Below are 26,609 nucleotides of genomic sequence, written 5' to 3' on the forward strand. Positions count from 1 at the left end.
CTCAGGCCTGCGTCCGCCGGGCATGGCCCGGCGCTACCGCCGGATCAGGGAGCCGGCACGACCTGGGCGCTGCCGACCGGGTTGCGCGGATCGCTGCCGCCAAACAGCTTGTTGGCCTTGCGGTCCCACTCCACCGTCTGCAGGTTGCCCCACACGTGGCTGGAACCACGGCCACCGGCGGCGACCTCACCCGGCAGATCGATCTTGTGGCCCATCGCCTGCAGCTGCTTGATGGTCGCAGCGTCGAAAGCGTTGCTCTCGGCTTCGATCAGGTCCGGCAACCACTGGTGGTGGTAGCGCGGCAGCGCGGCGACCTGCTGCGCATCCAGGCCAGCGTCGTAGCCGAGGATGCCCAGCAGCACCATGGTGATGATGCGGCTGCCGCCCGGCGTGCCCAGCACGATCACCTTGTCATCGTTCTCCATGAACGTCGGTGTCATCGAGCTGAGCATGCGCTTGCCCGCTTTCGGTGCATTGGCGGCGTAGCCCATCACGCCAAAGGCGTTGGGCGTGCCCGGCTTCAGCGCGAAGTCGTCCATCTCGTTGTTCAGCAGCACACCCGTTCCCTTCGGAATCAGGCCCGAGCCGTACAGCAGGTTGACGGTCTGGGTAGCACCGACACGGTTGCCGTCACGGTCGATGATCGAGAAATGGGTGGTCTCGTCATCTTCCAGCGGCGTCGGGTTGCCCGACAGCAGGTCGCTGGGGGTGGCCTTTTCCGGGTGGATGGTCGCACGCAGGCCCTGCGCGTAATCCTTGCTGGCCAGCACCTTCTGCGGGATCTGCACGAAATCCGGATCGCCGAGGAAGAAGGTGCGGTCGCGGTAGGCACGGCGCATCGACTCGACGACCAGATGGGTGCGGTGCGCCGCATCCATCTGCTTGACGTCCCAGCCCTCCAGGATCTGCAACATGCTGGCCAGGGCGATGCCACCAGAGGACGGCGGCGGCGCGGTGGTGATCTTCCAGCCGTTGTAGTTGAAGACGATCGGCGCGCGCTGCTTCACGCGATAGCCGGCCAGTTCTTCGGCGGTCCACTTGCCACCGGCCTGCTTCACGCCGGCCAGCAGCAGCTTGCCGGTCTGGCCCTTGTAGAAGCCATCGAAGCCACCGGCTGCCAGGCGCTCCAGGGTCTGCGCCAGTTCCGGCTGCTTGAACAGGTCACCGGTGGCGATCGGCTTGCCATTGCGCAGGTAGACCTCGCGCGTACCGGGATAACGCTCCATCACTTCGCGGCGCGAGGCATAGCCCTTGGCCATGCGCTCATAGACCGGGAAGCCTTCACGCGCGATACGGATCGCAGGCTGCAGCGAGGCCGCCAGCGGCAGCTTGCCGTGCTTGGCCGACAGTTCGACCAGCGCCGCCGGCAGGCCGGGAATGCCGGCCGACCACGGGCCGTTGACCGAGCGGTCGCGGTCCAGGTCGCCCTTCTTGTCGAGGAAGGCCTGCGGCGTGGCTGCGGCCGGCGCGGTCTCGCGCGCGTCCAGCATCACATCTTTGCCGGTCGCCGCATCATGCAGCAGGAAGAAGCCGCCGCCGCCGAGGCCAGAGCTGATCGGCTCGACCACGGCCAGGGTCGAGGAGACGGCCACCGCCGCGTCGAAGGCGTTGCCGCCCTGGGCCAGGATGTCGACGCCGGCCTGGGTGGCCAGGGCGTGGCCGCTGGCGATGGCAGCACCATCAGGACGCTCGGCGCGGGCCGGGGCATCAGCCCAGGCGACGGAACTCAGCAGCAGGCCGAGCAACAACAAGGGGCGGGCGAACGGCTTCATTCGGATGGGGGCTCCGCATAGAGTTCGGGATGATCGTGCTGCAGTTGGCGCAGCTTGGCCAGCAGCTCGATTTCGGTTTCGACGATGTCCGGATCGGGATCGATGCATTCGACCGGGCACACGACCACGCACTGCGGTTCGTCGAAATGGCCCACGCACTCGGTACAGCGGGCGGGGTCGATCACGTAGATGGTTTCACCCATCGTGATGGCCTGGTTCGGGCAGGCCGGCTCGCATACGTCGCAGTTGACGCAGAGCTCATTGATTTTCAGCGACATGGCGATACTCCACGCCCGCGCCTTGGGACAAGGACCGGCCTGCGCGGGCGCGCGGGCCGGTCAGGTCATCAGCGGCACCCATCGCAGGGCGCCGCCCGGGTCGTGCCGCAGCACGACCGCCTCGGCTCGGTCTTACTTGGCTTCGACGAAAATGTACTCGGCACCGGTCGGCTGGACCACGGCCTGCACGCGGGCGTTGTCGGCGGACTGGCCGATGAAGACGACGCGCACGCCCTTCATGGAATCCGGCGAAACGTCCTTGAACACGACCTGGATCATGTCAGCCATCTTGCCCGAGGCCGACGAACCGAAGGCCAGCATGTTGCCCGGCTGCACGCCACGGGCCACGGCCTGGGTCGCGCTTTCGGTCTGGCGCTCGTACTTGGCCTGGAAGTCCGGGTCGGTTTCCGGCGAGAGGTAGTACAGGAACGGGCTGTTGGTGATGTTGCCCATGTTCTGGATGGCCACTTCCTGCAGGTACTTCTTCCAGCCTGCGTCGTCTTCCTTGGCCGGGGCGACCAGCGCCTGCTTGGCTTCGTCGACCGGAGCGGCTTCTTCCTTCTTGCAGGCGGTGAAAGCCAGGGCAAACGAGGCGATCAGCATCGCGCGCATGGTGTTGTTCATGGGTTTCCTCCCGGAATGTTGCGTGTTGGTGTGCGTAATGGGGTGCGTGGTACTACAGGATCTACTGCTGGGCAGGGCTTACGACTGCGCCGACTTCGCTTCGCGGACCTTGCGCAGCGCCTCGAGCACGGCGGCCGGCACGAAGCCGGACACATCGCCACCCAGGCGTGCGATCTCGCGGACCAGCGAGGACGAGATGAAGCTGTGCTGCTCGGCCGGGGTCAGGAACAGGGTCTCGACCTCCGGAATCAGGTGGCGGTTCATGCTCGCCATCTGGAATTCGTACTCGAAGTCGGACACCGCGCGCAGACCGCGCAGCAGCACCCCGCCCTGCACCGAACGTACAAAATGGGCCAACAGCGTATCGAAGCCGATGACCTCGACGTTGCTGTGGTGGCCCAGGGCGCCACGCGCCAGCTGCACGCGCTGTTCCAGCGGCAGTGCCGGACCCTTCGAGGGGCTCTGCGCCACGCCCACCACGACCTTTTCAAACAGCGGCGCGGCCCGGCTCACCAGGTCGATGTGACCGTTGGTGATGGGGTCGAACGTGCCGGGATAGACGGCGATGCGGCGGTTGGCCACGGTCATGGGCGGTTGCAGATGTTCAGATGAGGTCAAAGTGTAGCAGTGGCGCGGCGGTACAGGGCAAAGCGCACCTCGCGGGTGCTGCCATCGCGGTGCAGCAGCCATTCCGGGGGCAGCACCGGCACGTGGCTGGCCGGCGACTCCAGGTACAGCCAGGCATCGGCGGCCAGGTGCCGCGGCAGCTGGGCCAGCACGTCCTGCCACAGGCCATCGGCGAACGGCGGGTCGATGAACACCAGATCGGCCTGCTGTGCCGGCGCACCCTGCAGCCAGCGCAGGGCATCGGCCTGGGCGACCGTCACGCTGTCGCCCGCCTGAAGCTTGGCCACGGCAGCGGACAGATTGCGTGCCAGCTGCGCATCGCGTTCGACCAGGGTGGCATGCGCGGCACCGCGTGAAACGGCTTCCAGGCCCAGCGCGCCGCTGCCGGCGAACAGGTCCAGCACGCGTGCCCCGCCCAGTTTGGGTGTCAGCCAGTTGAACAGGGTTTCGCGCACGCGGTCGCTGCTGGGCCGCAGGCCCGGCAGGGTCGGCACCGGCAGGCGGGTATTGCGCCAGCGCCCGCCGATGATGCGCACCTGGCCGTCGTTGCCACCACGGCCGCTCATCGGCGCCCCCGGCGGGAGGTATTCGAGAATTTCAGCATGAGCGGGATTGTAGTTCGGCCGGGCTGCGCCCGGCACCCGCAGAGGCCGAAGCAACGGCCGGAGCAACGTCAAAAGCTGGTTTCCTGTGGGTTGGCGGGGTGGGTCCGGTTGAGGGGGCCGCTGCAAGTACGTCCATGTAAGCTCGGTCGCCGCATCCATGCGGCTCACGCCCCCTCAACCGGACCCACCCCGCCTTCGACAGTTTCCTGCGATCTGTCGAACGGCTCTTGGGGTCAGATCCGTTTTCCGTAGGAAAACGGATCTGACCGCAGATTTATTTCGATATCTGACAGATGTGTCGACCAAGGTCGACACCAACCAACAGCCGAGTGAACCTGTCAGAGGCGGGCACTGTGGGTTTGCGGGGTGTGAGCGGCATGGATGCCGCGACCAAGCCCCCACGGATGGGTTTACGGCGTCCCCGCAAACCCACAGTGCCCCGCCATCCCACGGAATGCCCGCTCTTGCCTTTGCTGTTGCTGTTGCCCTGGCCTCTGCGGGTGCAGGGCGCCGCCCTGCCCGACCAACCCCTTGATTTCGGGACAATCACCCTTACCCCTTGGCGAGGCCGCACGCGCTTGCGCGGCATTGCACATGGAGCCCTAACCGATGTCCGAGACGATCCAGACCGAAACCCTTGGCTTCCAGACCGAAGTCAAGCAGCTGCTGCAGCTGATGATCCACTCGCTGTACTCCAACAAGGAGATCTTCCTCCGCGAGCTGGTCTCCAATGCCGCCGACGCCGCCGACAAGCTGCGCTTTGAAGCCCTGACCCAGCCCGAGCTGCTGGAGGGCGACAGCGAACTGCGCGTGCGCGTCAGCTTCGATCCGGCCGCACACACCATCACCATCGAAGACAACGGCATCGGCATGAGCCGCGCCGATGCCATCACCCACCTAGGCACCATCGCCAAGTCCGGCACCGGCGATTTCCTGCGCCAGCTGTCCGGCGACCAGAAGAAGGACTCGCAGCTGATCGGCCAGTTCGGCGTCGGCTTCTACAGCGCCTTCATCGTCGCCGACGAAGTCGAAGTCACCTCGCGTCGCGCCGGCCTGGCTGCCAGTGAAGGCGTGCGCTGGACCTCGCGCGGCGAAGGCGATTTCGATGTCGCCACCATCGACAAGGCCGAGCGCGGCACCCGCATCGTCCTGCACCTGAAGGATGGCGAGCACGACTTCGCTGACGGCTGGCGCCTGCGCAGCATCCTCAAGAAGTACTCCGATCACATCGGCCTGCCGATCCAGATGCCCAAGGAAGGGGGCGAAGAAGGCGCCGCGATCGAGTGGGAAACCGTCAACCGCGCCAGCGCGCTGTGGACCCGCCCGCGTACCGAGATCAGCGACTCGGAGTACACCGAGTTCTACAAGCACGTCGCCCACGATCACAGCGACCCGCTGGCCTGGAGCCATAACAAGGTTGAAGGCAAGCTGGAGTACACCTCGCTGCTGTACGTGCCGGGCCGTGCGCCGTTCGACCTGTATCACCGCGATGCGCCCAAGGGCCTGAAGCTTTACGTGCAGCGCGTGTTCGTGATGGACCAGGCCGAGCAGTTCCTGCCGCTGTACCTGCGTTTCATCAAGGGCGTGGTCGATTCCAACGACTTGTCGCTGAACGTCTCGCGCGAGATCCTGCAGTCGGGCCCGGTCATCGATTCGATGAAGGCCGCGCTGACCAAGCGTTCGCTGGACATGCTGGAGAAGCTGTCCAACGACAAGCCCGAACAGTACGCCACGTTCTGGAAGGAATTCGGTCAGGTGCTGAAGGAAGGCCCGGCCGAGGACTACAACAACCGCGAAAAGGTCGCCGGCCTGCTGCGCTTTGCCTCCACCCGTGGCGATGGCGATGCACAGACCGTGTCACTGGCCGACTACATCGGCCGCATGGCCGAAGGCCAGGACAAGATCTATTACCTGACCGGTGAGAGCTACAGCCAGGTGCGCAACAGTCCGCACCTGGAAGTGTTCCGCAAGAAGGGCATCGAAGTCCTGCTGCTGACCGACCGCATCGACGAGTGGCTGATGGGCTACCTGACCGATTTCGACGGCAAGGGCTTTGTCGACATCGCCCGCGGCGACCTCGACCTGGGCGCGCTGGAGAGCGAAGCGGACAAGCAGGAACAGGAAGCTGCAGCGAAGGACAAGCAGGGCCTGGTCGAGCGACTGAAGACCGTGCTCGGCGATGACGTGGCCGAAGTGCGCGTTTCACACCGTCTGACCGATTCGCCGGCGGTGCTGGCCATCGGCGAACAGGACCTGGGCCTGCAGATGCGCCAGATCCTGGAAGCCAGCGGCCAGAAGGTGCCCGACAGCAAGCCGGTACTGGAGATCAACCCGGGTCACCCGCTGATCGCCAAGCTGGATGCGGAAGCCGATGGCGCGCGTTTCGACGACCTGGGCCGGGTGCTGTTCGACCAAGCCGCACTGGCCGCCGGCGACAGCCTGAAGGATCCGGGTGCTTACGTGGCCCGTCTGAACAAGCTGCTGCTGGAACTGTCGGCCTGATCGATGCCGGGATCGCCCGGCCTGGTGGGTGCCGACCTCGGTTGGCCCCACCATTGCCCCGGCAGAGGCCAACCTTGGTTGGCGCTGTCATTGCCCTGGTAGGTGCCAACCTTGGTTGGCGCTTGAAAAGCAGCCGAACATGGCTCGCCTGCAACAGCGTGCCAACCAAGGTTGGCACCTACCAGAGCCGGTCGGATCAGGCCCGTCCCAGAGCCGGTCGGATCGGGCCCGCCCACAGCCGCTCAGATCAGACCCGCCGATCCAGCAGCGAGCCCAGCATCTGATCCTCGCGGCGGATCACCGCAGCATTGGCAGCAAAGGCCACCACCTCGGCCTTGGCGGCCAACAGGTCACCCAGCGGCGCGGGCGGGTCGGTGTCGCCAGTGGAGATTACGCGGGAGTCCACCCCGCCCTGCGCTGCCGCTTCGCGCTGCAGTTGCAGGCGCGGTGCATCCGAGGTCGCCAGGTTGGCCACGTTGTGCGCGGCCACCTGCACGCCCTGCTGGGCCGCACGCATCCCGCTGAGGGCAATACCGGTCACATCGTTCATCGGGGGTCTCCCAGGCCACCCAACGCAGCCTTCCGCACCGATTAACGGCCGCGCGGCTGCGACCTTGAGTCCACGCCGGCCAGACAGGCCCGGGTGGTAGCATATCCCTCTGATTTCAGCGCCTTTTGCCAATGCTCAGTTTTTTCCGCCGCAAGAAGCCCCAGGACGCCGCCACACCGGACGCGCCCAAGACCCAGCACTACTCGGCTGAAGAGCTGGCGGCGGCATTCCCGTCGGCCGCGCCGCCCGAGCAGGCCCCGGCCACACCGGTAGCCCCGCCCGTGGCGGAAGCACCTGTGCCAACCGCCACCCCCGAAGTCGTCGCGCCCGCAACGTCAGCAGCGCCGCCCGCGCAGGCGACGCTGGAAGCACCGCAGGAAACCACTGCGGAAGCCCTGCCGGAACGCGTGCTGGCACCGGAGAACTTCGCCGCCGAAGCGGCCGCCGCTGCTGCGGTGCTTGCCCCGCTGGCGCCGGTCATCCCGGCACAGGAACCGGCCGCCCCGGCCGCCGACCTGCCGGTGCTGGTCGATGCCCCGCCTGCTCCGGCCGGTAAGCCCGGCTGGCGCGAGCGCCTGCGCAACAGCGTTTTCGCCCGCAGCTTCGGCGGCCTGTTCTCACGCAATCCCAAACTCGATGACGACCTGCTGGACGAGATCGAGACCGCACTGCTGACCGCCGACGTCGGCGTTGCCGCCACCACCGACCTGATCGCCGACCTGCGCAAGCGCATGAAGGCACGCGAATTCATCGATGCCAATGCCCTGCTGGCGGCACTGCGCGCGGACCTCATCGCGATCCTGCAGCCGGTGTCCAAGCCGCTGGTCATCGACCGCAACGCCAAGCCTTTCGTGGTGCTGACCGTGGGCGTCAACGGCGTTGGCAAGACCACCACCATCGGCAAGCTGGCCAAGCGCTTCAAGGACGAGGGCCACAGCCTGATGCTGGCCGCTGGCGATACCTTCCGCGCTGCTGCAGTGGCCCAGCTGCAGATCTGGGGCGAGCGCAACGGCGTGGCCGTGGTCGCGCAGGGGCAGAACGCCGATGCCGCCTCGGTGGCCTACGACGCGTTGCAGGCCGGCAAGGCCCGTGGCACGTCGGTGTTGATCGCCGATACCGCCGGCCGCCTGCACACCCAGTCCGGGCTGATGAACGAGCTGGGCAAGATCCGCCGCGTGCTCGGCAAGATCGACGAGAACGCGCCGCACGAAGTGCTGATGGTGATCGACGGCACCACCGGCCAGAACGCGCTTTCGCAGCTGCGCCAGTTCAATGCTGCGGTAACGGTGACCGGCCTGGTGGTGACCAAGCTGGACGGCACCGCCAAGGGCGGCGTGGTGTTCGCGCTGGCCCGTGAGTTCGGCATTCCGATCCGTTTCGCCGGCATCGGCGAGCGCCCGGAAGACCTGCGCGTGTTCGATCCGGAAGCGTTCGTCGACGCCCTGTTGCCCGAAGCGCTGGGTGCCTGATACACCGTGCAGCCACGCATGGCGTGGCTCTACTGCAACCCGGTAGAGCCACCCCATGGGTGGCTGCCCCCTGGAGTACCAATGCCCCGCCAGCAGAACGCCAGCGTCATGCCACCAGCCCCCGAGCAGGGCTTCGTCGCCCGCCTGCTGCACTGGTTCGACGACCATGGCCGCCACGACCTGCCCTGGCAGCATCCGCGCAGCCCGTATCGGGTCTGGTTGTCGGAGATCATGCTGCAGCAGACCCAGGTGGCCACGGTCATTCCGTACTTCCACCGTTTCCTGCAGCACTTCCCCACCCTGCCCGACCTCGCCGCCGCCAGCAACGACGCGGTGATGGCGCAGTGGGCCGGGCTGGGTTACTACGCGCGTGCGCGCAATCTGCATGCCGCCGCCAAGCGCTGCGTGGCCGAGCACGCGGGCGACCTGCCGCGTGATTTCGATGCCCTGCACGACCTGCCCGGCATCGGCCGCAGTACCGCCGGCGCGATCCTCAGCCAAGCCTGGAACGACCCGTTCGCGATCCTCGACGGCAACGTCAAGCGCGTGCTCAGCCGCTATCACGGCGTCGAAGGCTTTCCTGGCCTGCCCGCGATCGAAAAGCAGCTGTGGGCCATCGCCGAGGCGCAGGTCGCGCAGGTACCGGCGGGACGCATGGCCGACTACACCCAGGCGCAGATGGACCTCGGTGCGACGGTCTGCAGCCGGTCCAGACCGGCCTGCGTGATCTGCCCGCTGCAGGCCGATTGCGTGGCCCGTCGCGAAGGCCGCACCGCCGAGCTGCCAACAGCAAAGCCGGGCAAGGTGCTGCCCGAACGCGAGGCGGTGGCCCTGCTGCTGCGCGACAAGCAGCAGCGCGTGCTGCTGCAGAAGCGGCCGGATACCGGCATCTGGGCGCAGCTGTGGACGCTTCCGCAGGCCGATGCGGGCAGCGAGCTGCAGGACTGGTTCGACGTGCACGTCGATGGTTCACTGGAAGATGCCGAGGAACTACCGGTGCTGCAGCACACCTTCAGCCACTACAAGCTGCATCTGCAGGTATTGTCACGGCAGGTGCACGGCCTGCGCGTGGAAGAACCCACGCTGCGCTGGGTCGATGCCGCCGAACTGTCTGCACTGGGCTTGCCAGCCCCCATCCGAAAACTGCTTGATGGCACGCCCATCAAGGCCCCGAAGCGAACCTCCGCGAAATCCCGCAACCACGAGTGAGTGCCATGCCCCGAACCGTCTTCTGCCAGTACGAACAACGCGATGCCGAGGGCCTGGACTTCGTGCCTTACCCGGGTGAGCTGGGCCAGCGCGTGTTCAACCACATCGGCAAGCCGGCGTGGACCGCATGGCTGGCACACCAGACCATGCTGATCAACGAGAACCGCCTCTCCCCGCGCAAGCCGGAGCATCGCGCATTGCTGGAAACGGAACTGGTGAAGTTCCTGTTCGAGAAAGACGCGGAGAAGCCTGCCGGCTTCACCCCGGAAGCCTGATCTGGAGGTAGCGCCGGGCCATGCCCGGCGTTCCCGCATCCGCCGGGCATGGCCCGGCGCTACCGGCCTATTTCGCGGACTCTTCGCGCTCCTGCACCTGCGCCTGACGCATTTCCTTCTCCTCCGCCCGCAGCGACTTCACGTCCAGCTTGCGGATGGTCTTGATGAAGCACGGCATGCGTGGGCCGCTGGTCGGGTCGCGCACCAGCACCTTGTCGAATGGCGCCGAGACGCGGCCCATGTGGCTGGTCAGGCCGATCGCCGGTGCGTAGGACAGATCCGGGCACGGCCCGCTCAGTTCCAGCAGGTAGGCCTCGCCGGGCTTGGTCCAGACCGCCAGTGCGCTGTCGCCCAGTTCGGTCCAGCCGTTGAGGCTGCCGAAGAACTGCATGTCCTTCTGCGGTGCCCCGGCGTGGGCGCGATACAGCTCCAGCTTCTCGGCACTGCCCAAACGGCCAGTGGTTGCGCAGCCAGCCAGGGCCAGGCACAGCCCGGCGATCAACAACGGGGTCTTCATGGCGATCTCCACGGGGGAACTGTGGCGATCATGCACCCGCCGGGGTGGTGCCGGCGCAACGGCCGGCAGCCCAGTTCAGCCGTTGGTCGGTGGTCCCAGGTCGCTTGCAACCGCGGTAGCCGCCAACCTTGGTTGGCGCTTGGCCTGCAGGAGCAGCCGACCAAGGTCGGCATCTACCAAAGCGGGCCCAGCCCGCTCAGACGTCGGCATGGGCCAGCGCGTGCAGGCGCCCTTCGCGCAGCTCAAGCACCCGATCCAGGCGGCGCGCCAGCGAGCGGTCATGGGTGACCAGCACCAGGCTGGTGTGGCGGGCACGGTTAAGCTCGAGCATCAACTCGAACACGGTCGCCGCCGTGCGGTCATCCAGGTTGCCGGTCGGCTCGTCGCCCAGCACGCAGGCCGGGTGATTGACCAGCGCGCGCGCCACCGCGGCACGCTGGCGTTCGCCACCGGACAATTCGCCGGGCTTGTGGTCCAGGCGATGGCCGAGGCCGACCGATTCGAGCAGCGCGGTCGCACGCGTGCTGGCTTCCGCCGCCGCGGTACCGGCCAGCATCACCGGCATCATCACGTTTTCCAGCGCAGTGAATTCCGGCAGCAGGTGGTGGAACTGATAGACAAAACCCAGTGCCTGGTTGCGCAGCAGGCCGCGCGAGGTGTCCGACAGCGCCGACATGCGCTGGCCGGTGACGTAGACCTCGCCCGCGGTGGGCGTGTCCAGCCCGCCCAGCAGGTGCAGCAGCGTGCTCTTGCCGGCACCGGAGGCGCCAATGATCGCAACCGTCTCGCCGGCGGTCACCGTCAGGTCCAGGCCATCGAACACCGGGGTCTGCATGCGTCCTTCGGCGTAGGTCTTGCCCAACGCTTCTGCACGGATCACTTCATCACCGCGATTGAAGACCTTATTCATAACGCAGGGCCTCCGCCGGCTGGGTGCGTGCTGCCCGCCAGGCGGGATACAGAGTGGCCAGGAAACTCATCAGCAGTGCGACCAGGGTGATCACCACGATGTCGCTGGTCTGCATGTCGGTGGGCAGGCCGGTGATGTAGTACACGTCCTCCGGCAGCAGCTTGACGTTGAACACCGACTCGATGGCGCCGAGGATGCGTTCCAGATTCAAGGTCAAGGTAATGCCGCCGATCAGGCCAGCGAGGGTGCCGAAGATGCCGATCAGCGAGCCCTGCACCATGAACACCTGCATCACCCCGCCCGGGGTCAGGCCGAGGGTGCGCAGGATCGCAATGTCGGCCTGCTTGTCGGTCACCAGCATCACCTGCGATGACACCAGGTTGAACGCGCCCATGGCGATGATCAGCGAGAGCAGGATGCCCATCACCACTTTTTCCATGCGCAGCGAGTGGTACAGGTTGGCATTCTGCTGGGTCCAGTCGCTGACCCGATAGGCGCCGCCGAGGTTCTGCGCCAGGTCCACGCCCACCTCCAGCGAGCGGTCCATGTCATGCAGTTTCAGGCGCACGCCGGTGGCGCCATCGGAACGCAACACGCGCTCCAGGTCCTTCATGTTGGCAAAACCCACACCGCGATCGACTTCGTTGTAACCGGCCTCGAAGATGCCACTGACGGTGAAGCGTTTCATCCGCGGCACCGCGCCGGCGGGCGTGCCCTGCACTTCCGCGAAGGTCACCAGCACCTGGTCGCCGACATCCACGCCCAGCCAGACGGCCAGTTCCTTGCCCAGCAGCAGGTTGAAGCTGCCCGGGGTCAGGCTGCCGTAGCTGCCCTTGGTGACCTTCTTGTCGATCACCGACACCTTGGGCTCCAGCGCCGGGTCGATGCCCTGGATGATCGCACCCTGCACGCGCGGGCCGCTGATCATCGACTGGATCTCGATATACGGCGCAGCACCGGCCACGCGCGGATCCTTGTTGGCCACGTCGACCACGCGCATCCAGTCCGGCATCGGTTCGCCGTCGCGGCTGATGGTGGTGTGTGCGGTCATCTGCAGCAGGCGGCTGCGGATCTCCTTCTGGAAACCGCTCATTACCGCCAACGTGGTGATCAGCACCGTCACCCCGAGCGCGATGCCCAGGATCGATGCCATCGAAATGAAGGAGATGAAGCCGTTGCGGCGCTTGGCGCGCAGGTAGCGCAGGCCAATGGCCACGGGAATGGGTTTGAACATGCAGGCACGCCAGTCGATTCAGCCTATGGTGCCACCTACCGGGGCTTACGGGAAACGGCGCGTGCGGATACGGCCAGTCGCAGTTCACGTCGCTGCCCGCGATCGAGCACATCCGGCCAGAACAACAGCCGTCGGCGGCGCCAGCCTTCGCGCCACTGCAGCAGCAGCCAGGGCCCGCGCACCACCAGTCGCGGCTCGGGAATGTCCTGCCCGTCCACGCGCAGCGGCCCAGGCAGGGGCGGCAGCTGCAGCAACGCGCGGGGACGCCGCAGGCGCCAGGCCAGTTCGGCCAGGCCCAGCACCCAGACCCCGATCAGTACGGGAACGAGGTGCTCCGGCGGCAGATCCGAGGCGCGCAGCAGCCACGGCGCGGCGAGCAGTACGGCCAACTGAGCACCGGCCTGCAGCCGCGACGGGCGCCACTCAAGGCTTGAGGGCGAGGATCTTGTGCATGAGGGGGACGGCGTGCGCATGTGGGCAGGCCTCGTAGCCCATGAACCAGCGCCACAACTTATCGTCCTCGCAGTCGAGCAGGAACAGGAAAACCTCGCGCTCTTCGGTCGGCGCACTGCTCCATTCGCGATCCAGGTAGCGACCGAACAACTGGTCCAGTTCGCGCATGCCGCGTCGGCAACGCCAACGCAGCTTCTTCAGCAGAACATCTTCTTCCATCGTGTCTCTCCAGATACAGCAAAGCCACGCATGGCGTGGCTCTGCTGGGAGGTGCAGCCGCGCATGGCGTGGCTCTACCGGGTACGGCCGGGCCGTATCAGGCGCGGCGTTCCATCATCAGCTTCTTGATCTCGGCGATCGCCAATGCCGGGTTCAGGCCCTTCGGGCAGGTCCGGGCGCAGTTCATGATGGTGTGGCAGCGGTACAGCTTGAACGGATCTTCCAGATCGTCCAGGCGCGCACCGGTGTCCTCGTCGCGCGAATCGATGATCCAGCGGTAGGCCTGCAGCAGGATCGCCGGGCCCAGGTAACGCTCGCCGTTCCACCAGTAGCTCGGGCAACTGGTCGAGCAGCACGCGCACAGGATGCACTCGTACAGACCATCGAGCTTCTTGCGGTCTTCCGGCGACTGCAGGCGCTCACGGTCCGGCGGTGCCGGGGTCTGGGTGCGGATCCAGGGCTTGATCGAGGCGTACTGCGCATAGAAGTGGGTCAGGTCCGGAACCAGATCCTTGACCACGTTCATGTGCGGCAGCGGGTAGATCGGCACTTCCTTCTTGCCGCAGTCCGAGATGGCTCGGGTGCAGGCCAGGGTGTTGGTGCCGTCGATGTTCATCGCGCACGAACCACAGATGCCTTCGCGGCAGGAGCGGCGGAAGGTCAGGGTCGGGTCGATCTCGTTCTTGATCTTGATCAGCGCGTCCAGGACCATCGGGCCGCAGGCGTCCAGATCGACGTCATAGGTGTCGGTGCGCGGATTGCTGTCGTCGTCCGGACTCCAGCGGTAGATCTTGAAGGTGCGCACGTTCTTGCCGCCAGTCTTGGCGGGGAAGTGCTTGCCCTTCGTGATCTTGGAATTCTTGGGGAGTGAAAACTCGGCCATGGCTGCTCTCGTTGGCTCAGGCGGCCCGCGCCCGAGGGCGCGGATTGCATGTTAGGCGGGGTCGGATCAGTACACGCGCGGCTTCGGCGGCACCACGGACACGTCATCGGTCAACGTGTACATGTGCACCGGACGGTAGTCGAAGCTGCACTTGCCCTTCTCGTCCACGCTGACCAGGGTGTGCTTCTGCCAATTGACGTCGTCGCGGTCCGGGAAGTCCTCGTGCGCATGTGCGCCACGGCTTTCCTTGCGCTGCTCGGCCGAGTTGATCGTCGCCACCGCGTTCAGCAGCAGGTTGTTCAGCTCGTAGGTCTCGATCAGGTCCGAGTTCCACACCAGCGAACGGTCGGAGACCTTCACGTCCTGGAACGAGTCGAAGATCTTGTCCATCTTCTCGCAGCCTTCCTTCAGCGTCTGGCTGGTACGGAAGACCGCCGCGTCGGCCTGCATGGTGCGCTGCATGCGATCGCGGATGACCGACGTCGGGGTATCACCGTTGGCGTGGCGCAGCTTGTCCAGCAGGCCCAGCGCCTTGTCGCAGGCGTCGGCCGGCAGGGTCTTGTGCGCCGCGCCCGGGGTGATCGTCGCAGCGCAACGATTGGCCACCGCACGCCCGAACACCACCAGATCGAGCAGCGAGTTCGAGCCCAGGCGGTTGGCACCGTGCACCGAAACGCAGGCCGCTTCGCCGATGGCGTACAGGCCCGGCACGACCGCATCGGGGTTCTCGCCGTCCTTGCGCACCACTTCGCCGTGGTAGTTGGTCGGAATGCCGCCCATGTTGTAGTGCACGGTCGGGATCACCGGGATCGGCTGCTTGTGCACGTCGACGCCAGCGAAGATGCGGGCGCTCTCGGCGATGCCCGGCAGCTTGTCGTCGATCACGCCCGGGCCGAGGTGGGTCAGGTCGAGCAGGATGTGGTCCTTGTGCTCGCCGACGCCACGACCTTCGCGGATTTCGATGGTCATCGAACGGCTGACCACGTCACGCGACGCCAGATCCTTGTAGTGCGGTGCGTAGCGCTCCATGAAGCGCTCGCCGCTGCTGTTGCGCAGGATGCCACCTTCACCGCGGACACCCTCGGTGATCAGGCAGCCGGCGCCGTAGATGCCGGTCGGATGGAACTGCACGAACTCCATGTCCTGCATGGCGATGCCGGCGCGCATGGCCAGGCCGCCACCGTCGCCGGTGCAGGTGTGCGCCGAGGTGGCGCTGAAGTAGGCACGGCCGTAGCCGCCGGTGGCCAGCACCACGCCCTGGGCGCGGAACAGGTGCAGCGTGCCGTCGGACATGTCCAACGCCAGCACGCCGCGGCAGGCACCTTCGTCATCGAAGATCAGGTCGAGTGCGAAGTACTCGATCATGAAGCGTGCGTCGTGCTTCAGCGACTGCTGGTACAGCGTGTGCAGCATCGCGTGGCCGGTACGGTCGGCCGCCGCGCAGGTACGCTGCGCCGCCGGGCCTTCGCCGTACTGGGTGGTCATGCCACCGAACGGACGCTGGTAGATCTTGCCTTCGGCGGTGCGGCTGAACGGCACGCCGTAGTGCTCGAGCTCGATGATCGCCGGAATCGCTTCACGGCACATGTACTCGATGGCGTCCTGGTCGCCCAGCCAGTCCGAACCCTTGATGGTGTCGAAGAAGTGGTAACGCCAGTCGTCCTCGCCCATGTTGCCGAGCGCAGCGGAGATACCGCCCTGGGCGGCGACGGTGTGCGACCGGGTCGGGAAGACCTTGGTCAGGCACACGGTCTGCAGGCCCTTGGCGGCCAGGCCGAACGTGGCACGCAGGCCGGCGCCGCCGGCGCCCACCACGACCATGTCGTACTTGTGTTCGGTAATCTTGTAAGCGGACATCTAGTCTGGATTCCTGTCTTGGCGCCTGGGCTCAGGCAACGCCGAGGGCGATGCGGCCCACCGCAAACACACTGACGATCATGCCGAGCACGGCGACGAACTTCACCGCGGTCTGCAGCACCAGGGCCAGCAGCGATTCGTGGATGTAGTCCTCCAGCACGACCTGCAGGCCGAGCTGGGCGTGCCAGAACATGGCGATGAGCAGGCCGATCAGCGGAACGGCGTTCCACGGCTTGGCGATCGCGGCAGTGGCGGTCACGTAATCCGAGCCCAACAGGCCCAGCACGAACACCAGGAACCAGATGCCCAGCACCACCAGTGCGGCGGCGGTCAGGCGCTGATGCACGAAGTGCTCGGTGCCGGTCTTGGCCGAACCGAGGCCGCGCACGCCCTTCAACGGGGTACGGAACTTGCTCACGCGGCACCTCCGAACATCACATAGGCCCACACCGCCAGGGTGATCAGCAGGCTGCCGATCACCGACATCCAGCTGCTGCGGATGAAGGTGGCAATACGGAATCCGATCGCGAAGTCCTGCACGATATGGCGGATGCCATTGCACAGGTGATAGGCGAACGACCATGTCCACGCGAACAGGAACACGCGGCCATACCAGGCCCCGGCATGGCCGGTGAAGCAGTTCCAGGATTCGGGCCCCATCATCAGAGCCAACAGGCCTCCGGCGATGATGAGGGCACCAACAGACAGAAAGACGCCAGTGGCTCGATGCAGGATCGAGGTGGCCATCTGAATCTGCCAGCGATACACCTGAAGGTGCGGAGAAAGGGGACGTTGTCTGGTCGCCATTCGCTGGGCTCGTTGTCTCGGCTGGGCGGCATAAGGCCGCGTTGGCTCAATGCTGATCAAAAATCGATGCAGCGTCCGTTTTTTTCCCAATCGCCATACCGCACCGGATCGAGTCCGCCGCGGCCACCGAATTCTTCTTCCACCTCTGGTTGTTCCACGGGCACAGGGACCGGGGGAACCAGCGGGGCTTCAGCTTCGGCGTCGGGAGTGGGGGTTGTTTGGCCTATCATGATGGGTCTCGCAACGCACAAATTTTAGACCTCGTTCACGTGCCTGACAACCTTCCCCCTGCTTTCGTCGCATATCCGCGCCTGCCCGGCCATCAATTGCTGAGCCTGCAGGGCGTGGATGCAGTGGCTTTTGCCCATGCCCAGTTCAGCAGCGATGTGACCGCCCTGCCCCTGCTGCACTGGCAGTGGAGCGCGTGGCTGAGCGCCAAAGGCCGCACCCTGGCGGTGTTTCAGCTGCTGCGGCTGGCCGATGACCATGTGCTGCTGGTCCTCGCCGACGGCGATGCCGATGCGATTGCGTCGCAACTGCAGCGTTTCGTGTTCCGCCGAAAAGTGAAAGTGCAGGTGCATGCCGACCTGGCAGTGGCCGGGGCCTTTACTGCGCCGGAAGCGGCTACCGGCGCTGCCATCGCGCTGGCCGGCAGCCACGGCTGGGAGCTGGACCTTGGCAGCGATGCACTTCCCCGCACGCTGCGCATCGGCCCGGGCGAGGCCTTCCCGGCCAGCGACCAGGCCGGGGACGCCGCCTTCGCTCTCGCCTGGCGCCAGGCGGACCTGCGCTTTGGCCTGCCACGCCTGGAAGCGAGCCAGCGCGAGGTGTGGACCCCGCAGCAGCTGGGCCTGGACCGCCTCAACGGCTACAGCGTGAAGAAGGGCTGTTACCCCGGTCAGGAAATCGTCGCGCGCACCCATTTCCTCGGCAAGGCCAAGCGCGCGGTGCAGCTGCTGCATACCGCAGCACCGGCGCAGGCAGGCGATGGCGTGCAGCAGGACGGCGTCGCGCTCGGCACCCTGGCCAGCGTGGCCGGCGATCTGGCACTGGCCGTGCTGCCGCTGGAGACCAGCGACGGCGAACTGCAGGTGGGTGATGCGCCCGCGCAGCGGATGCCACTGCTGGACGGGTTGGCGCGCTGAGGCGCCGATCCGGTACGTCATCCACGCATGGCGTGGATCTACCGAGCCCGAGACCCTGTTCCGGTGGGTGCGGACCCTTGGTCCGCACTGCGATGAAGCAGCCGAGCGTGGGCTCGGCTCTACAGGACTATAGGCGCTCGCCGGTTTCCGGGTTGAAGAAGTGCAGGCCCTGCGGGTGGATCGCCACCCGGATGTCCTCGCCCACGCCCGGCAGCGACTGCGGCGCAACGCGCATGGTCAGCGCGTGCGGGCCGCTGCTCATGTTGACGAAGATCTCGTTGCCGACCGGCTCGATGCCTTCGATGCGCGCGGTGAACGCATGCGTGTCTTCGCTGCCTGCCGGCTGCAGGTGTTCGGGACGCACGCCCACCGCGATCGGCTTCTGCAGCCACGCCGGATCGATCGTCGCCTGCCCCAGCGGAGCCTGCCACGTGCCATCAACCACGGTCACGCCACCGGCGTCGCCCTGCAGCGTGCCGCGCAGCACGTTCATCGCCGGGCTGCCGAGGAAACCGGCCACGAACAGGTTGGCCGGACGGTCGTACAGCGCCATCGGCGTATCGATCTGCTGGATGACACCGTCCTTCAGCACCACGATGCGCTGGCCGAGGGTCATCGCTTCAACCTGGTCGTGCGTCACGTAGATCATGGTGGTGCCCAGCTTGCGGTGCAGCTGCGCGATCTCGGTGCGCACGCTGTGGCGCAGCTTGGCATCGAGGTTGGACAGCGGCTCGTCGAGCAGGAACACCGCCGGCTCGCGCACCAGCGCACGGCCCAGTGCAACACGCTGGCGCTGGCCACCGGACATCGCCTTGGGCAGCTTGTCCATCATCTCGGTCAGGCCCAGCGTCTGCGCGGCTTCGCTGATGCGCTTGTCGATGGTCGCCTTGTCATGCCCGCGCAGCTTCAGGCCAAAGGCCAGGTTCTCGGCCACGGTCATGTGCGGGTACAACGCGTAACTCTGGAACACCATCGCGATGTCGCGATCCTTGGGCGCCACGTCGTTGACCACGCGCTCACCGATGGTCAACGTGCCGCCGCTGATCTCTTCCAACCCGGCCACCATCCGCAGCAGGGTCGACTTGCCACACCCCGACGGGCCGACCAGCACCATCAGTTCGCCGTCGGCGACCTCGAAGGTGGCGTCCTTCACTGCGACCTGGCCGTTGTCGTAGACCTTGCGCACACCCTGCAACTGCACTTTTGCCATTTCACTCATCCAGTCCGCCCGACGCCGGGCTGTCTTTTGGGACTGCCTCGGCCCTCCCGATGGCAGTGATGATTGCGCGGTTGCCGCATGACGGCGACCACTGCAATCGAATACAGTTGCCCATTCTGCCATGTAAACGTTTTCACGTGGCACTATCCGAACGTCGGTGCGCGCCGACCTGCATCGTCGACCGAACGAAGGGTTGCCGCTGTAGTGGTTTCGATTGGAACGGTGCTCCGGCAACCCGGAAAGCCGGCCCAGATGAGCCTCGGACAGGCAGTTGCGCGGATGTCCCCCGAACCCAGCCATGAAGCGATTGACAACGATGTCACCCGGATCTGAAACTCGAGCGATGCACGACACACTCTTCCTGTTTGGTGCCACAGGTGATCTGGCCCAGCGCTACCTGTTCCCTTCGCTGCTGCGCCTGCTCGGCGACGGCCTGCTGCCGGAGGATTTCCGCATCCGTGCGCTTGCCCTGTCGGGCCATGACACCGAAGCCTTCCATGACATCCTGCGCCCGCGACTGCAGCAGGCAATGCCGATGGCCAGCCAGGAGGACATCGCCTCCCTGCTGCGTCGCATCGACTACCGCTCGGTCGACCTGCGTGACGTCGACTCGGTCGCCGCCGCGGTGTCCGACCTGGTCGACCGTCGCTGCGTGAGCTACCTGGCAATCCCGCCGGGCCTGTACATCTCCACCTGCGAAGGCCTGGCCAAGGGCGGTGCGCTGGCTGCACCCGCGCGCCTGATGCTGGAGAAGCCGATCGGCAGCGACAGCGAAAGCGCCGAGGAGATCATCACCACCATCGGCCAGTGGATCGACGAAGACCGCGTGTTCCGACTCGACCACTACCTGGGCAAGGCGGCAGTGCAGAACCTGATCGCGCTGCGCTTCGGCAACACGCTGCTGGAAGCGGTGTGGAACCGCAACTACATCGAATCGGTGCACATCCTGGTCGCCGAAAGCGAAGGCGTGGATGGCCGCGATGCCTACTACGCGCGCTCCGGCGCCCTGCGCGACATGGTGCAGAGCCACATCCTGCAGCTGCTGTGCATGGTGGCGATGGAGCCGCCGGCGTCGCTGGAAGCCGACCGCATCCGCGATGAGAAGGTCAAGGTGCTGCGCGCGCTGCGCCCGCTGGATGCCAAGCACGCCGCGCGTGACAGCGTGCGTGGCCGCTATACCGCTGGCAGCATCAACGGCCAGCCCGCACAGGCCTACCAACCGCCGGAAGGCAGCGACGTGGAGACCTTCGCCGGCGTCACCGCGCACATCGACAACTGGCGCTGGAGCGGCGTGCCATTCCACCTGGTCACCGGCAAGCGCCTGCCCGAGCGCACCACCCGCGTGGTGGTGACCCTCAAGCCGGTCACGCACTGGTTGTTCGAACGCCCGCAGCGTGCGCAGGCCGCACCGAACCGCCTAGTGTTCCAGCTGCAGCCGCAGGAGAACATCGAACTGGGCCTCATGAGCAGCCTGGCCGGCCCGGAATGGGGCGCGCTGGAACTGCAGCCGCTGGAGCTGGAACTGTCGGTGCCGACTGGCCTGCATCGCCGTATCGCTTACGAACGCTTGTTCCTGGACGCCTTCAATGGCAACCACACCCTGTTCGTGCGCGATGACGAAGTGCGCGCCGCCTGGGCCTGGATCGACAGCGTCGCCGATGCCTGGAAGGCGGCCGACCTGCCGCTGGAACCCTACCCTGCCGGCCAGTGGGGCCCGGCCAACGCGGTCGACTTCCTGCCGCAGGGCGTGGATGCGCCGGATAGCGGAGCGTCGGAATGAGTGCCAGCTCGCAGCCGGTGCTTGTCGCCGACATCGGTGGCACCAATGCCCGCTTCGCCCTTGCCGACACCTCGCAGGACGCCCCGCTGCTGAAAGAGAGCATCCGCGAGTACGCCGTGGCGGAGTTCCCGTCGCTGGGTGATGCCGCGCGCCACCATCTGGAGCAGATCGGCGCCACCGCAAGCCGTGGCGTGTTCGCAGTCGCCGGTCGTGTCGATGGTGACGAAGCCCGCATCACCAACCATCCGTGGGTGATCTCGCGCAGCCGCACGGCCGCGATGCTTGGTTTCAACGAACTGCACCTGATCAACGACTTCGCCGCGCAGGCGATGGCGATTTCGCTGCTGCAACCCGATGACGTGGTCCAGGTCGGCGGTGCCGCCTGGGTTCCGGGCAAGCCGGGTCAGCCGCGCAACTACGCAGTGATCGGGCCGGGGACCGGCCTCGGCGTCGGCGGCCTGATCCTTCGCCACGGCCGCTGTTACCCGCTGGAAACCGAGGGCGGCCATGTCAGCTTCCCGCCGGGAACGCCGGAAGAGATCCGCATCCTGGAGATCCTGTCCGAGCAGTTCGGGCGCGTCTCCAACGAGCGGCTGATCTGCGGCCCCGGCCTGGTCAACATCCATCGCGCAATCTGCGAGATGGCGGGTATCGACCCGGGCCAACTGCAACCGGTGGACGTGACCGCCCGCGCCCTGCACGGCGATCCACAGGCGATGCGTACCGTGGATGTGTTCTGCGCGGTGTTCGGCGCCATTGCCGGTGATCTGGTGCTGACCCAGGGCGCCTGGGATGGTGTGTTCCTGACCGGTGGGCTGACTCCGAAGATGCTCGATTCATTGCAGCACTCCGGTTTCCGCCAGCGCTTCGAACACAAGGGCCGGTTCTCTTCGATCATGGCGCGGGTGCCGTCGCTGGCCGTGATGCATCCCCACGCCGGACTGCTGGGCGCTGCTGCCTACGCGGCCGACGCCGAACGTGACGCACCAGGAGTTGCCGCATGAGCCCCACCTTCCATGACGACCGCATCGACTTCATCGACCACGGTGATGCCGATGGCTGGATCGAAGCGGTCGCTGCCGAAATGGCACAGGCGATCAACCACGACATCACCGAGCTGGGCCGTGCACGCATCCTGTTGTCCGGCGGTACCACGCCGGCTCCGGTATACCAGGCGCTGGCCGAACTGGATGTGCATTGGGACCGCGTTGAAGTGAGCCTGGCCGACGAGCGCTGGCTGTCGCCCCAGGATCGCGACAGCAATGCATGGCTGGTACGCGAGAACCTGCTCACACGTGCCGAAGGCGCGCACTTCGATCCGCTGGTGCGGATCGGCAAGCCGCTGCCCGAGTGCGTGTACACCGCCAACCTGCAGGCCCAGCACAGCCAGGCGCCGAGCCTGGTCGCACTGGGCATGGGCAATGACGGCCATACCGCCTCGCTGTTCCCGGGCTCGAAGGACCTGACCCGCGCGCTCGAAAGCACCCTGCCGTATGCCGCGCTGGATGCCACCGGCTGCCCCGGTGCCAACCAGTGGCCGCTGCGCATCACCCTCACCCCGCGCGGCCTTGGCCAATGCCGCCAGCGTCTGCTGCTGCTGCGCGGCAAGCAGAAGCTGCAGGTGCTGCGCCAGGCATTGGACAGCAACGATCCCCAGCAGTATCCGATCCTCAACGCGATCAACCTGGACGGCGCGCGCCTGCGCGTCCACTGGGCTGATTGATGTCGGCGGCGGCGCCCTGCCGTCGCCAGCCTCTCGCCACCTCGAACGCCGGTAGCCAATGAGCCTCCATCCGCAACTGCAAGCCATCACTGAGCGCGTCATCCGCCGCAGCGCCGCCTCGCGCGCCGCCTATCTGGCAGCGATCGACGCCTCCCTGCGCGATGGCCCGTTCCGCAGCCGCCTCAGCTGCGGCAACCTCGCCCACGGTTTCGCCGCCTGCGGTGGCACCGACAAGAGCCGCCTGCGCGGCGGCGTGACGGCCAACCTGGGCATCATCACCGCCTACAACGACATGCTGTCGGCGCACCAGCCGTTCGAGACCTATCCCGAACAGATCCGTGCGGTGGCCCGCGAACTGGGCGCGACGGCACAGGTGGCCGGCGCTGTGCCGGCGATGTGCGACGGCGTCACCCAGGGCCGCGGCGGCATGGAGCTGTCGCTGTTCTCGCGCGATGTCATTGCCCAGGCCACCGCGATCGGGCTCAGCCACGACATGTTCGATACCACCGTGTACCTCGGTGTGTGCGACAAGATCGTGCCGGGCCTGCTGATCGGCGCCCTCGCCTTCGGCCATCTGCCGGCGGTGTTCGTGCCGGCCGGCCCGATGACGCCGGGCATTCCCAACAAGCAGAAGGCCGAAGTGCGCGAGCGCTACGCCGCCGGCGAAGCCACCCGCGAAGAACTGCTGGAAGCCGAATCGGCGTCCTACCACGGCGCGGGCACCTGCACCTTCTACGGCACTGCCAATTCCAACCAGGTGCTGCTGGAAGCGATGGGCGTGCAGCTGCCGGGCGCGTCGTTCGTCAACCCGGACACCGCGCTGCGCGATGCACTGACCCGCGAAGCCACCGAGCGCGCACTGGACATCACTGCGCTGGGCGACGACTTCCGCCCGCTGGGCCGGATCATCGACGAGCGCGCGATCATCAACGCGATCATCGCGCTGATGGCTACCGGTGGATCGACCAACCACACCATCCACTGGATCGCCGTGGCGCGCGCGGCCGGCATCGTGCTGACCTGGGACGATTTCGACGAGCTGTCGCAGCTGATTCCGCTGCTGGCGCGCGTCTATCCGAACGGCGAGGCCGACGTGAACCGCTTTGCCGCTGCGGGTGGCCCGGCGTTCGTGTTCGGCGAACTGATCAAGGCCGGCCTGATGCATGGCGACCTGGTCAGCGTGGCCCGTGGCGGCATGGCCGACTACGCCCGCGAACCGCAGCTGCGCGAGGGCAAGCTGGTGTATCTGCCTGGTCTGGAACGCAGCGCAGATGAAGAAGTGGTGCGCGGTGTCGACAACCCGTTCGAGAGCCAGGGCGGCCTGCGCCTGTTGCGCGGCAACCTGGGCAAGTCGCTGATCAAGCTGTCGGCGGTGAAGCCGCAGTACCGCACCATCGAAGCGCCGGCCGTGGTGGTTGATGCACCGCAGGTGCTGAACAAGCTGCACGCCGGCGGCCTGCTGCCCGAGCATTTCGTGGCGGTGGTGCGCTACCAGGGCCCGCGTGCGAACGGCATGCCCGAACTGCATTCGCTGGCACCGCTGCTGGGCCTGCTGCAGAACCAGGGCCGGCGCGTGGCGCTGGTCACCGATGGTCGCCTGTCGGGCGCGTCGGGCAAGATTCCGGCCGCGATCCACGTGACGCCGGAAGCTGCACGCGGTGGTCCGCTGGGCAAGGTGCGCGAGGGCGACATCATCCGCCTGGATGGTGAGGCCGGCACGCTGGAAGTACTGGTGGACGCAGCCGAATGGGCCGCGCGTACACATGCGCCGAACACGGCGCCGGCCGCCAATGACCTGGGCCGCAACCTGTTCGCGATCAACCGGCGCGTGGTGGGTCCGGCGGATCAGGGTGCGATCTCGATTTCGTGCGGTCCGGCGGCGGCTGACGGTGGGCCGTGGGATTACGACGCGGAGTATGAGCTGGGGCACGATGCTGCTGCGGCGGCGGCGCCACATGAGGCGAAGGACGCCTGAGGGATTGAAGAGCGTTGCGGGTTTGTCGCAGCGGTAAATTTCCTGGCTGAGGGCGCGGTCAGCCCCAGCCGGGACACGCCGTAAACCCATCCATGGGGGCTCGGTCGCGGCATCCATGCCGCTCACGGTCCCGTCTGGGGCTGACCGCGCCCTCCTGACACTCTCCGGCGCGTCAACGCCGCGAAGTGATCATTGAAAGCACAACAAGAGCGAAAGCAAAGGCAGAAGCAGAGCTATGGGTATCGAACAACATCAGGTGCGGGCGGCGGAGTTGCTGCATGCGGCCGGCATCCTGCCGGTGGTGACGATTCATACGCTGGACCAGGCACGTGCGGTCAGTGCAGCGCTGCTGGAGGGCGGATTGCCGGCGATCGAGCTGACGCTGCGGACGCCGGTGGCGATGGAAGCGCTGGCGATGCTCAAGCGCGAGTTGCCGGATGTGGTGGTCGGCGCCGGCACGGTGCTGACGGTGGAACAGATGCAGCAGTCCATCGATGCGGGCGCGGATTTCCTGGTGACCCCGGGCACGCCGCCGGTGCTGGCCGATGCGCTGGCTGCGGCACCGCTGCCGGTAGTACCGGGTGCGGCGACGCCGACCGAGCTGCTGTCGCTCTACGCGCGCGGTTTCCGGGTGTGCAAGCTGTTCCCGGCCACGGCCGTGGGTGGCCTTGCGATGATCAAGGGTGTGGCCGGCCCGATCGCCGACCTCAAGCTGTGCCCGACCGGTGGCATCACCGAGAACACGGCGGCCGAATACCTCGAGCAGAAGAACGTGGTCTGCATTGGCGGCTCGTGGATGGTGCCGGGCAACTGGATCGACGCCGGCCAGTGGGACAAGGTGCGCGAAAGCGCGGCGCAGGCCGCGAAGATCGTCAAGCGCGTACGCGGTCACTGACGCACTACGGGGTCAGAGCCCTTTCCCGCCGGGAAAGGGATCCGACCCCGGGCTACGAGCGCGCGACCCGCTCCTGCTCTTCCTTCTTCATTCTGCGGTGGATGCCACAGGAAACTGTCCAAGGTCGGGCAGGTTGGGTTCGCGGGGGTGTGAGCCGCATGGATGCGGCGACCAAGCCCCCATGGATGGGTTCACGGCGTCGCCCGCGAACCCAACCTGCCCGGCCATGCCACCGATGTCAGCGGCAATACACCGCGAGGGGCCCAGCCGTTGGCCGAAACCCTTACAGCGGCCGTGCCGGATCCACCAACCCGTACTGGCTGGCCATCCGCGCCAACGCGATGTTGTCGTGGATTCCCATCTTCTCGAACAACCGCGCCTTGTGCGTGTTGACCGTCTTCGCGCTCAGGCTCAGGCGGCGGGCGATGTCTTCCTGGCGCAGGCCCTGGGTCAGCAGCAATGCCACTTCCAGCTCACGCGGCGACAGGTTGTCGAACGGCGAGCCATTGCCCTCCACGGTCGACAACGCCAGATTCTGCGCGATGCTCGTGCCCAGGTAACGCCGTCCGGCGGCCACGTCACGCACCGCGCGCAGCAGTTCCTGCGCATCGCAGCCCTTGCCGATGTAACCGGCAGCGCCGGCCTCGAGCAGGCGCTTGGGCAGCGGACCATCCTCCAGCACCGACACGATCACCACCCGCGTGCTGCGGTGGCCACGGACGATGCGCTCGGTCACTTCCATTCCGCTCACCCCGGGCAGGTGCAGATCACACAGCACCACGTCCGGTTGCAGCTGGCGGATCGCGGGCAGCGCGTCTTCGCCGGTCTCGGCCTCGCCCACCACTTCAATGTCGGTTTCACTCGACAGTATCATCTTCATCCCGGTGCGGACCAACGCGTGGTCATCCACCAGGTAGACTCGAATCGTCATTCACGTACCTCTTCGAATGCGGCCAATACGGGTCAACCTAGGCAGGAGCACCTGACCACTGCAAGCGCGGATGTTGCGCAATTCCGGCGTTCTGCCTTGCGCATCACATTCTTCACGCACTGATCGTGCCCCTGACCCTGCAGAACCCGT

28 protein-coding genes are annotated in these 26,609 nt (G+C 66.5%); 10 read left to right on the forward strand and 18 right to left on the reverse strand.

The window, feature by feature from the left end; translation table 11 throughout:
* Positions 1–44 precede the first annotated feature (44 nt).
* The 5 genes from ggt to rsmD all read right to left on the reverse strand — a co-directional run bounded on the left by ggt (position 45) and on the right by rsmD (position 3,867).
* On the reverse strand, positions 45–1,772 hold the full coding sequence (gene ggt / locus MRBLST15_RS05105; RefSeq protein WP_367785405.1) for a gamma-glutamyltransferase: 1,728 nt from the start codon (positions 1,770–1,772) through the stop codon (positions 45–47).
* On the reverse strand, positions 1,769–2,050 hold the full coding sequence (locus MRBLST15_RS05110) for a YfhL family 4Fe-4S dicluster ferredoxin (protein WP_025878828.1): 282 nt from the start codon (positions 2,048–2,050) through the stop codon (positions 1,769–1,771). The genes ggt and MRBLST15_RS05110 overlap by 4 nt, the downstream gene beginning before the upstream one ends.
* 132 nt (positions 2,051–2,182) lie before the next feature.
* The gene (locus MRBLST15_RS05115; RefSeq protein WP_089240385.1) at positions 2,183–2,674 is read right to left on the reverse strand and encodes a hypothetical protein; all 492 of its coding nucleotides are present in this window, start codon (positions 2,672–2,674) and stop codon (positions 2,183–2,185) included.
* 78 nt (positions 2,675–2,752) lie between these two features.
* A complete protein-coding gene (coaD, locus tag MRBLST15_RS05120) occupies positions 2,753–3,262 on the reverse strand; it encodes a pantetheine-phosphate adenylyltransferase (RefSeq protein ID WP_008267036.1) in 510 nt (169 codons plus the stop codon).
* Between the two features lie 26 nt (positions 3,263–3,288).
* Positions 3,289–3,867 carry a 16S rRNA (guanine(966)-N(2))-methyltransferase RsmD gene (gene rsmD / locus MRBLST15_RS05125; protein WP_265955890.1) on the reverse strand — a complete coding sequence of 193 codons (579 nt, stop codon included), beginning with the start codon at positions 3,865–3,867 and terminating at the stop codon, positions 3,289–3,291.
* A gap of 648 nt (positions 3,868–4,515) precedes the next feature.
* On the opposite strand from rsmD, the gene htpG reads away from it, so the two are divergent.
* The gene (htpG, locus tag MRBLST15_RS05130) at positions 4,516–6,408 is read left to right on the forward strand and encodes a molecular chaperone HtpG (protein ID WP_367785406.1); all 1,893 of its coding nucleotides are present in this window, start codon (positions 4,516–4,518) and stop codon (positions 6,406–6,408) included.
* A gap of 247 nt (positions 6,409–6,655) precedes the next feature.
* On the opposite strand, the gene MRBLST15_RS05135 is transcribed toward htpG, so the two are convergent.
* Complete coding sequence (locus tag MRBLST15_RS05135; protein WP_367785407.1) at positions 6,656–6,958, reverse strand: hypothetical protein; 303 nt, start codon at positions 6,956–6,958, stop codon at positions 6,656–6,658.
* Positions 6,959–7,089: 131 nt separating this feature from the next.
* Here MRBLST15_RS05135 and ftsY point away from each other — a divergent pair, with 131 nt between their 5' ends.
* The 3 genes from ftsY (at position 7,090) to MRBLST15_RS05150 (ending at position 9,911) form a co-directional block, all read left to right on the forward strand.
* Positions 7,090–8,427: a signal recognition particle-docking protein FtsY gene (gene ftsY / locus MRBLST15_RS05140; RefSeq protein WP_367785408.1), complete on the forward strand. Its 1,338-nt coding sequence runs from the start codon at positions 7,090–7,092 to the stop codon at positions 8,425–8,427.
* Between the two features lie 108 nt (positions 8,428–8,535).
* A complete protein-coding gene (gene mutY, locus MRBLST15_RS05145) occupies positions 8,536–9,636 on the forward strand; it encodes an A/G-specific adenine glycosylase (protein ID WP_367785535.1) in 1,101 nt (366 codons plus the stop codon).
* Positions 9,637–9,641: 5 nt separating this feature from the next.
* The gene (locus MRBLST15_RS05150; RefSeq protein ID WP_093820188.1) at positions 9,642–9,911 is read left to right on the forward strand and encodes an oxidative damage protection protein; all 270 of its coding nucleotides are present in this window, start codon (positions 9,642–9,644) and stop codon (positions 9,909–9,911) included.
* A 67-nt stretch (positions 9,912–9,978) separates the two neighbouring features.
* On the opposite strand, the gene MRBLST15_RS05155 is transcribed toward MRBLST15_RS05150, so the two are convergent.
* From MRBLST15_RS05155 to MRBLST15_RS05200, 10 genes are all read right to left on the reverse strand, one after another.
* Entirely contained in the window at positions 9,979–10,428 is a 450-nt protein-coding gene (locus MRBLST15_RS05155) for a DUF6491 family protein (protein WP_265954551.1), read from the reverse strand.
* Positions 10,429–10,624: 196 nt separating this feature from the next.
* A complete protein-coding gene (lolD, locus tag MRBLST15_RS05160) occupies positions 10,625–11,338 on the reverse strand; it encodes a lipoprotein-releasing ABC transporter ATP-binding protein LolD (protein ID WP_265954553.1) in 714 nt (237 codons plus the stop codon).
* Positions 11,331–12,572: a lipoprotein-releasing ABC transporter permease subunit gene (locus tag MRBLST15_RS05165; RefSeq protein ID WP_025878818.1), complete on the reverse strand. Its 1,242-nt coding sequence runs from the start codon at positions 12,570–12,572 to the stop codon at positions 11,331–11,333. Before MRBLST15_RS05165 ends, lolD begins: the two co-directional genes overlap by 8 nt.
* A 35-nt stretch (positions 12,573–12,607) precedes the next feature.
* Positions 12,608–13,045 (reverse strand): hypothetical protein, encoded by a 438-nt coding sequence (locus MRBLST15_RS05170; protein ID WP_367785409.1) that lies wholly within the window; start codon positions 13,043–13,045, stop codon positions 12,608–12,610.
* A complete protein-coding gene (locus tag MRBLST15_RS05175; RefSeq protein WP_089240366.1) occupies positions 12,996–13,244 on the reverse strand; it encodes a succinate dehydrogenase assembly factor 2 in 249 nt (82 codons plus the stop codon). The genes MRBLST15_RS05170 and MRBLST15_RS05175 overlap by 50 nt, the downstream gene beginning before the upstream one ends.
* A gap of 97 nt (positions 13,245–13,341) precedes the next feature.
* A complete protein-coding gene (locus MRBLST15_RS05180) occupies positions 13,342–14,127 on the reverse strand; it encodes a succinate dehydrogenase iron-sulfur subunit (protein ID WP_025878815.1) in 786 nt (261 codons plus the stop codon).
* Positions 14,128–14,193: 66 nt separating this feature from the next.
* A complete protein-coding gene (sdhA, locus tag MRBLST15_RS05185) occupies positions 14,194–15,984 on the reverse strand; it encodes a succinate dehydrogenase flavoprotein subunit (RefSeq protein WP_025878814.1) in 1,791 nt (596 codons plus the stop codon).
* A 31-nt stretch (positions 15,985–16,015) separates the two neighbouring features.
* Positions 16,016–16,402 (reverse strand): succinate dehydrogenase, hydrophobic membrane anchor protein, encoded by a 387-nt coding sequence (gene sdhD, locus MRBLST15_RS05190; protein WP_025878813.1) that lies wholly within the window; start codon positions 16,400–16,402, stop codon positions 16,016–16,018.
* Complete coding sequence (gene sdhC / locus MRBLST15_RS05195) at positions 16,399–16,791, reverse strand: succinate dehydrogenase, cytochrome b556 subunit (RefSeq protein WP_089240360.1); 393 nt, start codon at positions 16,789–16,791, stop codon at positions 16,399–16,401. The genes sdhD and sdhC overlap by 4 nt, the downstream gene beginning before the upstream one ends.
* Positions 16,792–16,847: 56 nt before the next feature.
* Positions 16,848–17,021: a DUF1674 domain-containing protein gene (locus tag MRBLST15_RS05200; RefSeq protein WP_080149151.1), complete on the reverse strand. Its 174-nt coding sequence runs from the start codon at positions 17,019–17,021 to the stop codon at positions 16,848–16,850.
* 39 nt (positions 17,022–17,060) lie between these two features.
* Here MRBLST15_RS05200 and MRBLST15_RS05205 point away from each other — a divergent pair, with 39 nt between their 5' ends.
* Positions 17,061–17,936 (forward strand): YgfZ/GcvT domain-containing protein, encoded by an 876-nt coding sequence (locus MRBLST15_RS05205; protein ID WP_367785410.1) that lies wholly within the window; start codon positions 17,061–17,063, stop codon positions 17,934–17,936.
* 127 nt (positions 17,937–18,063) lie between these two features.
* On the opposite strand, the gene MRBLST15_RS05210 is transcribed toward MRBLST15_RS05205, so the two are convergent.
* The gene (locus MRBLST15_RS05210; protein ID WP_367785411.1) at positions 18,064–19,146 is read right to left on the reverse strand and encodes an ABC transporter ATP-binding protein; all 1,083 of its coding nucleotides are present in this window, start codon (positions 19,144–19,146) and stop codon (positions 18,064–18,066) included.
* A 352-nt stretch (positions 19,147–19,498) separates the two neighbouring features.
* Here MRBLST15_RS05210 and zwf point away from each other — a divergent pair, with 352 nt between their 5' ends.
* The 5 genes from zwf (at position 19,499) to MRBLST15_RS05235 (ending at position 25,528) form a co-directional block, all read left to right on the forward strand.
* Positions 19,499–20,935, forward strand: a complete 1,437-nt coding sequence (gene zwf, locus MRBLST15_RS05215) for a glucose-6-phosphate dehydrogenase (protein ID WP_089240355.1) — start codon at positions 19,499–19,501, stop codon at positions 20,933–20,935.
* Positions 20,932–21,939, forward strand: coding sequence for a glucokinase (glk, locus tag MRBLST15_RS05220; protein ID WP_025878808.1), 1,008 nt, complete (start codon positions 20,932–20,934; stop codon positions 21,937–21,939). Before zwf ends, glk begins: the two co-directional genes overlap by 4 nt.
* The gene (gene pgl, locus MRBLST15_RS05225; protein ID WP_265955935.1) at positions 21,936–22,658 is read left to right on the forward strand and encodes a 6-phosphogluconolactonase; all 723 of its coding nucleotides are present in this window, start codon (positions 21,936–21,938) and stop codon (positions 22,656–22,658) included. The genes glk and pgl overlap by 4 nt, the downstream gene beginning before the upstream one ends.
* Positions 22,659–22,716: 58 nt before the next feature.
* Positions 22,717–24,633 carry a phosphogluconate dehydratase gene (gene edd / locus MRBLST15_RS05230; RefSeq protein ID WP_100464861.1) on the forward strand — a complete coding sequence of 639 codons (1,917 nt, stop codon included), beginning with the start codon at positions 22,717–22,719 and terminating at the stop codon, positions 24,631–24,633.
* 235 nt (positions 24,634–24,868) lie between these two features.
* Positions 24,869–25,528 (forward strand): bifunctional 4-hydroxy-2-oxoglutarate aldolase/2-dehydro-3-deoxy-phosphogluconate aldolase, encoded by a 660-nt coding sequence (locus MRBLST15_RS05235; protein WP_099820140.1) that lies wholly within the window; start codon positions 24,869–24,871, stop codon positions 25,526–25,528.
* 283 nt (positions 25,529–25,811) lie between these two features.
* Here the strand turns inward: MRBLST15_RS05235 and MRBLST15_RS05240 are convergent, their stop codons facing one another.
* Positions 25,812–26,459 carry a response regulator gene (locus MRBLST15_RS05240; protein WP_025878804.1) on the reverse strand — a complete coding sequence of 216 codons (648 nt, stop codon included), beginning with the start codon at positions 26,457–26,459 and terminating at the stop codon, positions 25,812–25,814.
* Positions 26,460–26,609: the final 150 nt, after the last annotated feature.

It is taken from the genome of Stenotrophomonas sp. LST15-1-1.1 (assembly GCF_040815575.1).
Lineage (GTDB): Bacteria > Pseudomonadota > Gammaproteobacteria > Xanthomonadales > Xanthomonadaceae > Stenotrophomonas > Stenotrophomonas lactitubi_B.

Excerpts from the sequence above, each read along its gene's own strand:
- ggt (WP_367785405.1), bottom strand. The coding sequence starts at position 1,772 with ATGAAGCCGTTCGCCCGCCCCTTGTTGTTGCTCGGCCTGCTGCTGAGT.
- mutY (WP_367785535.1), top strand. The coding sequence starts at position 8,536 with ATGCCACCAGCCCCCGAGCAGGGCTTCGTCGCCCGCCTGCTGCACTGG.
- MRBLST15_RS05200 (WP_080149151.1), bottom strand. The coding sequence starts at position 17,021 with ATGATAGGCCAAACAACCCCCACTCCCGACGCCGAAGCTGAAGCCCCG.
- ftsY (WP_367785408.1), top strand. The coding sequence starts at position 7,090 with ATGCTCAGTTTTTTCCGCCGCAAGAAGCCCCAGGACGCCGCCACACCG.
- MRBLST15_RS05235 (WP_099820140.1), top strand. The coding sequence starts at position 24,869 with ATGGGTATCGAACAACATCAGGTGCGGGCGGCGGAGTTGCTGCATGCG.
- MRBLST15_RS05115 (WP_089240385.1), bottom strand. The coding sequence starts at position 2,674 with ATGAACAACACCATGCGCGCGATGCTGATCGCCTCGTTTGCCCTGGCT.
- zwf (WP_089240355.1), top strand. The coding sequence starts at position 19,499 with ATGCACGACACACTCTTCCTGTTTGGTGCCACAGGTGATCTGGCCCAG.
- lolD (WP_265954553.1), bottom strand. The coding sequence starts at position 11,338 with ATGAATAAGGTCTTCAATCGCGGTGATGAAGTGATCCGTGCAGAAGCG.
- MRBLST15_RS05240 (WP_025878804.1), bottom strand. The coding sequence starts at position 26,459 with ATGACGATTCGAGTCTACCTGGTGGATGACCACGCGTTGGTCCGCACC.
- coaD (WP_008267036.1), bottom strand. The coding sequence starts at position 3,262 with ATGACCGTGGCCAACCGCCGCATCGCCGTCTATCCCGGCACGTTCGAC.
- sdhA (WP_025878814.1), bottom strand. The coding sequence starts at position 15,984 with ATGTCCGCTTACAAGATTACCGAACACAAGTACGACATGGTCGTGGTG.
- rsmD (WP_265955890.1), bottom strand. The coding sequence starts at position 3,867 with ATGAGCGGCCGTGGTGGCAACGACGGCCAGGTGCGCATCATCGGCGGG.
- MRBLST15_RS05210 (WP_367785411.1), bottom strand. The coding sequence starts at position 19,146 with ATGGCAAAAGTGCAGTTGCAGGGTGTGCGCAAGGTCTACGACAACGGC.
- glk (WP_025878808.1), top strand. The coding sequence starts at position 20,932 with ATGAGTGCCAGCTCGCAGCCGGTGCTTGTCGCCGACATCGGTGGCACC.
- MRBLST15_RS05165 (WP_025878818.1), bottom strand. The coding sequence starts at position 12,572 with ATGTTCAAACCCATTCCCGTGGCCATTGGCCTGCGCTACCTGCGCGCC.
- MRBLST15_RS05155 (WP_265954551.1), bottom strand. The coding sequence starts at position 10,428 with ATGAAGACCCCGTTGTTGATCGCCGGGCTGTGCCTGGCCCTGGCTGGC.
- htpG (WP_367785406.1), top strand. The coding sequence starts at position 4,516 with ATGTCCGAGACGATCCAGACCGAAACCCTTGGCTTCCAGACCGAAGTC.
- MRBLST15_RS05135 (WP_367785407.1), bottom strand. The coding sequence starts at position 6,958 with ATGAACGATGTGACCGGTATTGCCCTCAGCGGGATGCGTGCGGCCCAG.
- MRBLST15_RS05150 (WP_093820188.1), top strand. The coding sequence starts at position 9,642 with ATGCCCCGAACCGTCTTCTGCCAGTACGAACAACGCGATGCCGAGGGC.
- edd (WP_100464861.1), top strand. The coding sequence starts at position 22,717 with ATGAGCCTCCATCCGCAACTGCAAGCCATCACTGAGCGCGTCATCCGC.
- pgl (WP_265955935.1), top strand. The coding sequence starts at position 21,936 with ATGAGCCCCACCTTCCATGACGACCGCATCGACTTCATCGACCACGGT.
- MRBLST15_RS05180 (WP_025878815.1), bottom strand. The coding sequence starts at position 14,127 with ATGGCCGAGTTTTCACTCCCCAAGAATTCCAAGATCACGAAGGGCAAG.
- MRBLST15_RS05175 (WP_089240366.1), bottom strand. The coding sequence starts at position 13,244 with ATGGAAGAAGATGTTCTGCTGAAGAAGCTGCGTTGGCGTTGCCGACGC.
- MRBLST15_RS05110 (WP_025878828.1), bottom strand. The coding sequence starts at position 2,050 with ATGTCGCTGAAAATCAATGAGCTCTGCGTCAACTGCGACGTATGCGAG.
- MRBLST15_RS05170 (WP_367785409.1), bottom strand. The coding sequence starts at position 13,045 with ATGCGCACGCCGTCCCCCTCATGCACAAGATCCTCGCCCTCAAGCCTT.
- sdhC (WP_089240360.1), bottom strand. The coding sequence starts at position 16,791 with ATGGCGACCAGACAACGTCCCCTTTCTCCGCACCTTCAGGTGTATCGC.